At 53.6% G+C, this 6,230-nt stretch carries 4 protein-coding genes and 1 pseudogene; 2 read left to right on the plus strand and 3 right to left on the minus strand.

The window, feature by feature from the left end:
- The 3 genes from ACEW8P_RS06475 to ACEW8P_RS06485 form a co-directional block, all read right to left on the minus strand.
- Window positions 1-302, minus strand: a 302-nt coding sequence (locus ACEW8P_RS06475; protein ID WP_373512284.1) for a hypothetical protein, incomplete at its 3' end; no start/stop codon positions are given.
- 74 nt (window positions 303-376) lie between these two features.
- Complete coding sequence (gene scpA / locus ACEW8P_RS06480) at window positions 377-2,518, minus strand: methylmalonyl-CoA mutase (protein WP_373512285.1); 2,142 nt, start codon at window positions 2,516-2,518, stop codon at window positions 377-379.
- A 1-nt stretch (window position 2,519) separates the two neighbouring features.
- A complete protein-coding gene (locus tag ACEW8P_RS06485) occupies window positions 2,520-3,914 on the minus strand; it encodes a methylmalonyl-CoA mutase family protein (protein ID WP_373512286.1) in 1,395 nt (464 codons plus the stop codon).
- Window positions 3,915-4,154: 240 nt separating this feature from the next.
- On the opposite strand from ACEW8P_RS06485, the gene dnaA reads away from it, so the two are divergent.
- Together dnaA and ACEW8P_RS06495 are read left to right on the plus strand one after the other, a co-directional pair.
- Window positions 4,155-5,603, plus strand: coding sequence for a chromosomal replication initiator protein DnaA (gene dnaA / locus ACEW8P_RS06490; RefSeq protein WP_373512287.1), 1,449 nt, complete (start codon window positions 4,155-4,157; stop codon window positions 5,601-5,603).
- A pseudogene (locus ACEW8P_RS06495) lies at window positions 5,604-6,230 on the plus strand (hypothetical protein); the annotation flags it as partial.

Here is a 6,230-nt window from a genome sequence, read left to right on the forward strand (position 1 = left end):
CCCATGCGAGAAAGGTCGACGTTACCGGATTTGTGCTTCAAGGTCACTGCCCAGGTATCCTGACATAAACCCGACCAAATATAGAAGGGATCGTCAGCGGGTTTGTCGTGGTTGCTTTTTTTGAGCGAATCTTTGCCCGGACCGTAAAGCGTCATCACCAAATCGGGGTTGGCAATGTGCGCCTGGGTGACAGGTGTGGCGGCGGGCGTTTCTTTAAAGTCTTCGCGAAAAAAAATGTCTGGGCGGTCTTGGGCAGCGGTAACAAGGGGAAGCACCAGCAAGGCGAGAAAGAAGTGTTTCATGAGTGATTTTCTGTAAAAAAATTGTGTAATCCAATGATACCTAATTGAAAGATATTTCCAAAATGATAGTTACCTTATCCCTCTATCAACTCGCCCAAGATCTTTTGCGCCGCGATGGAAATTACCGTCCCCGGCCCAAAGATTCCCCTCACCCCAGCATCCTGTAAAAACTGGTAATCCTGCGCCGGGATAACGCCTCCGGCGATGACCATAATATCACCACGGCCCAGTTTGCGCAGCTCGGCAATTAGTTGCGGCACCAGCGTTTTGTGGCCGGCAGCCAGACTCGAGGCGCCCACGACGTGCACGTCGTTCTCAGTGGCCTGACGGGCTACCTCCTCGGGCGTCTGGAAAAGCGGGCCGATGTCCACGTCGAAACCCAAGTCGGCAAAACTCGTGGCGATGACTTTAGCACCGCGGTCGTGGCCGTCCTGGCCCATTTTGGCAACCAGGATACGGGGCCGTCGCCCGTCGAGTGCGGCGAAGCGGTTGGCCATTTGCCGGGCCAGTTGGAAATTCTCGTCGTCGGATACTTCGGATTTATACACGCCTGATATGGATCTGATGGTAGCTTTGTAACGCCCGAAGACGACTTCCATCGCGTCAGAAATCTCGCCCAGCGTCGCCCGTTCGCGGGCGGCTGCTACGGCCAGCGCCAGAAGGTTGGTGCTCATGTCGGTACCGCCTTCCTCGCGGCAGGCGGCGGTCAGGGCTTTGAGGGTACTTTTTACTTTTTCAGGATTGCGGGTACTTTTAATTTCGCGCAAGCGAATAATCTGGGATTCGCGAACCGCCTGATTGTCGATGTCAAGTACGTCGATTTCTTCCTCTTCGTCGGTTCGATAGCGGTTCACGCCCACGATGATGTTCTTGCCGGAGTCGATGCGGGCCTGCTTTCGGGCGGCGGCTTCCTCGATGCGCATTTTCGGTAATCCCGTTTCAATGGCCTTCGCCATGCCCCCCAGGTTCTCGACTTCCTCGATCAACGCCCATGCTTTTTCGATCAATTCCTTAGTCAGGTACTCGACGTAGTATGAGCCGCCCCAGGGGTCCACGGCGCTACAAATATCGGTTTCGTGTTGCAGGAAAAGCTGGGTGTTGCGGGCGATGCGGGCCGAAAAATCGGTGGGCAGTGCCATCGCCTCGTCCAGCGAGTTGGTGTGCAGCGACTGCGTGTGGCCCAGCACCGCTGCCGTCGCTTCCACCACCGTGCGGGCAATGTTGTTGAACGGATCTTGCTCGGTGAGGCTGTATCCGCTGGTTTGGCAGTGGGTCCGCAGCGCCATCGACTTGGCGTCGGTGGCCCCGAGTTCTTTTACGATTTTTGCCCAAAGTACCCTTCCGGCCCGCATCTTGGCGATTTCCATAAAATGATTCATACCAATGCCCCAAAAAAACGACAGCCGGGGCGCGAATCCGTCGATGTCGAGCCCTGCGCCCAGTCCGGTGCGCAAGTACTCCCAGCCGTCGGCCAGGGTGTAGGCGAGTTCGAGATGCGCCGGAGCGCCCGCCTCGTGCATGTGGTAGCCGCTGATGCTGATGGAGTTGAACTTGGGCATGTGTTGCGCGGTATAGGCAAAAATGTCGCCGATAATCCGCATCGAGGGCAGCGGCGGGTAGATGTAGGTGTTCCGCACCATAAACTCTTTCAGGATATCGTTCTGGATCGTTCCCGACAAATTGCCGAGCGCGACGCCCTGCTCCTCGGCGGCCACGACGTAGAACGCCATTACCGGAATCACCGCGCCGTTCATCGTCATCGACACCGACATCTCATCCAGCGGAATCTGGTCGAAAAGTACCTTCATGTCTTCCACCGAGTCGATGGCGACACCCGCCTTGCCCACGTCGCCGACTACGCGCGGGTGGTCGGAGTCGTAGCCCCGGTGCGTCGCCAGGTCGAAGGCGACAGACAAACCCTTTTGCCCGCCAGCGAGATTGCGGCGGTAAAAGGCGTTGGATTCCTCGGCGGTCGAGAAGCCCGCGTACTGCCGAATAGTCCAGGGGCGCTGGGTGTACATACTTGCGTAGGGGCCGCGTAAGTAAGGCGGGATGCCTGACGCATAACCAATTTGCGGTGCGTCGACTATGTCTTCCGGCCCGTAGCGAGCTTGGAGTTTGATGCCTTCGGAGGTTGGAGAAGGCTTACTCATCTCCTTAGAATCCGGTTCGGCCTCGCTGGCAATGGTTTTTATTTTGGCAAAATCAGGTTTCATGTCAATGGGTTATCGGGGCGATTTCTTCCAGCGATCTTTTTTTCAGAAGGGCGAATTCCCAATTTGGAGAAATATTTTCTGATTCGGAGCGTCCATCGAAAATTGGCTGCTCTGCTTTTTCGCGGTATTTATTCACGCCCACCATTACCTTTCCATTTTGGTACGCTGTCATTCTTGCGTTCCAGGAATGTTCCAGGCTATTTTGGATGATGCTTTCTTCAAAAGCTTTGGCTAAGCCGCCCTCCTGTTCTATTTGTAAGAACAAGTCCCAAACGGCTTCGGCCAGTTTTAGCGTCAGCATCTCGATATAGTAAGAACCCGCCGCCGGATCAGTTACTTTGTCGAGGTAGCTTTCGTTTTTCAACACTAAGGAAATATTTCGCGCCACCCGCTCGGAAAATTCGCTTTCAGCCTCCGCAAATTCGGCATCGTAGGGTAAAGTACTCAGCGCGTCGCAGCCGCCCATGGCCGCGCTCATGGCCTCGGCGGTGTGGCGCACAATGTTGGTGTGCGGCGAGTACGCCGACTGGTACAGCCGCGAACTTTGCGCCTGGATAAAAGGCTGGCATAACTCGTCGGGCAGATCGTAGGCCCGGGTGATTTTTTGGTACAAATACCGTAACGCTCGCAGCTTGGCGATTTCGGTTAGATACTCGGTACCGACCGAAACGGAAAACACAAAGCGATTGGCCGCCAACAATGGCGAAACCTCGCGCTCGGTCAGTTCATCCATGCAAGTCACGAATGACGCCAATGTGTAAGCTAGTTCCTGCACTGTATCGGCCCCGGCTTCATGGAAAATGTGGCTCTCTATCTTATAGGAGTGAAACTCCCGCATGGCCTTGGTTAGCGCCAGGCCCTCAGCGATGGCGTCGAAGGCGGCGTGGTAGTTTTGACCGCTGCGCATCCAGGTGGCGAGTGGGTCGTGAACCAAACCGCCTTTGAGGTAGTAGCTCGATCCTTGCGTGAGTACTTTGATGATTTCGGGGGCAGATTCCGGCGTGTCCAGAAAAACGGGCGTGTCGGTCAGGCGGATTGTGTGCAGGGTTTTTGACAAATCCAGATGGGCCAGCGAAGCTTCGCCACAATCTACCCACACGGCATCGGCTCCTCGTTCGAGTTGCCGCCGGATACTTTGGTTGGCGTCGGTGGGCGTACCAAGCGACACAAAGGGAACCGTGAGCCAGCCGGGTGTCTTCTTCTGGCTCGCCTGGATTTGCCGATAGTCGGGGTGCTCTACCAAATCTTCCGCAACGTAGTAGGGGTCCACAGCTACGGAGTTTGTTACCTGCCGCAGCACGTCTTCGTAGGAGCGGTCTTTCAGTTCTTTTTCCAGTTGACCACGCCAAGTCGGCTTGTCGGTTTTGGGAAAATCAGCAAAAAGTGAAGGCTCCATACAAAAAATTTTTAATAAAAAACAGGACATTTTTTCCCGGACAAACAAAGCTACGAATTTGATATTACATTTTTTTTATCGCTGGATAGGCCAATTTTCGCCTGTCCTTTTGGGTCGTTGTACTTTTCCGTTAGTTTTACCGAGCGGCTTGATTTAGGAAAATTTTGATGGTAATTTCAGGAGCAATTTTCGGGGTCGGCCCGCACATTTTGCTACCTTTGCCTCCCCCGAAAATCAACGATGACACCAACCGAACTTAACTTCACCTTGGAAAAAGTGCCCCCTCCGCGCGAAGTGGACATTGTATGGGAGAAGTGCCTTCGGATCATCCGGGAGAGCATTCCTACGCAAAGTTTCCAGACGTGGTTCGAGCCGATTCGTCCTTCCAAGCTGAACGGCAAGGTGTTGACGATCCAGGTGCCCAGCCAGTTTTTCTACGAGTGGTTGGAAGACAACTACGTACATTTGCTGCGCGAAGCACTCGACTTCTCGCTCGGGCGCGAAGGGATGCTTGAGTACTCGATCATCGTGGATACAGGCACCGAGCGACACCAACCGTTGACGGTGAGCATGCCAACGGTCAAAACGCCGCAAAATTCCCGCCCCGACAATTTTCAGAACGATCCGCGCAACGCCGCGCCTCCCAAGGACCAGGATTCGCTGCAACTCGATACCTACCTCAACCAAGGCTACTCGTTCGACAACTTCATAGAGGGCGACTGCAACCGTCTGGCCCGCTCGGCGGGTTTTGCCGTGGCGCAGCGGCCTGGCCTGACTTCGTTCAACCCGCTGATGGTCTATGGTAGTGTAGGCCTCGGTAAGACACACCTGGTGCAAGCGATCGGCAACTACATCCGCAACCACTTCGACGACAAGGTGGTGATGTACGTGTCGTCCGAAAAGTTCACCAACCAATTCATTAACTCCATTCGAAACAACATGTTGCAGCAGTTCAATGACTTCTACATGAAGGTGGATGTGCTGGTGATCGATGATGTGCAGTTTCTGTCGGGCAAGGAAAAAACGCAGGATACGTTTTTTCACATCTTCAACCACCTGCACCAGCTCGGCAAGCAGATTATCATGACCAGTGACCGTCCTCCCCGTGAGTTGCAGGGCTTGCAGGATCGTCTTTTGTCGCGCTTCAAGTGGGGCCTCACCGCCGATCTTCAGACTCCTGACTTTGAAACCCGGATTGCTATCATTCAGAAAAAACTACAGGCGGAGGGTATCTTCATTGAGAATGATGTAATCGAGTATGTGGCTCACAGTGTCAATTCCAATGTGCGCGAACTGGAAGGGGTGATCATTTCCCTCATGGCGCAGGCGTCGCTTACGCGCCGCGAGATCGACGTAGAGCTAGCCAAAAATACGCTCAGGAACATTGTCCTCAACGAAGAAAAGGAAGTGACCATCGACACCATTCAGGAAGTGGTAGCGGATCATTTTGAAATTACCGTGGCCGATATGAAAAGTAAAAGCCGCAAGAAAGAAAGCGTCTATCCGCGCCAGCTTGCCATGTTCCTGGCCAAGGAATATACCGACCTACCCCTCAAATCCATCGGGTACCACTTTGGCGGACGCGACCACAGCACCGTGATCCACTCTATTCAGAGCATCAACGAACTCATGGGCTCTAACCCGGATGTGGACGAGACCGTGCAAAAACTCCGCAGCTACTTCAAATAAGTGAATGAGCCGATTCTGCTGAGACGCCACCAAATCGACGATCAAGCCTGGAACGCGCTGATTGACGAAGCCCGGCATTCGGTCGTTTACGCTTACACCTGGTACCTCGATTGCGTTTCGCCCGATTGGCAAGCGTTGGTATTGGTGAATAGTGTGCTTTCTGTGGGTCAACGTACCTCTTCTTCTGATTATGTAATGGTGATGCCGCTGCCCGTTCGCAGGAAATGGGGAATGGGCGTTGTGCAACAGCCGCTGTTCTGTCAGTATCTGGGCATATTTTCAAAAGAGGAAGTTTCAGAGGATGAATTGGCCCGTTTTCTCGAAAGTCTGGACCATCATTTCTCTTATATTTCGGTATATGATTTTCATCCCGCACACACCTACCTTCTTCGTAAGCTATTACCCGCTTATGCAGATTTTGAGTCGCAGAAAAAAGCAACCCATTGGCTAAATTTGGAAAGATCCCACGCCGATCTGGCCGGTGAGTATACGGCCGACCGGAGGAAAAACCTAAAGAAATCCAGAAAACACCAATGGGAATGGATTGAATCACAGGATATCGAGCCACTGATTGTACTCTTCCAGAAAAACCACGCTGCCCAGATTCAGGGCGTGCAGGAAAGTGCT

The organism is Persicitalea sp., assembly GCF_041751555.1.
GTDB lineage: Bacteria > Bacteroidota > Bacteroidia > Cytophagales > Spirosomataceae > Persicitalea.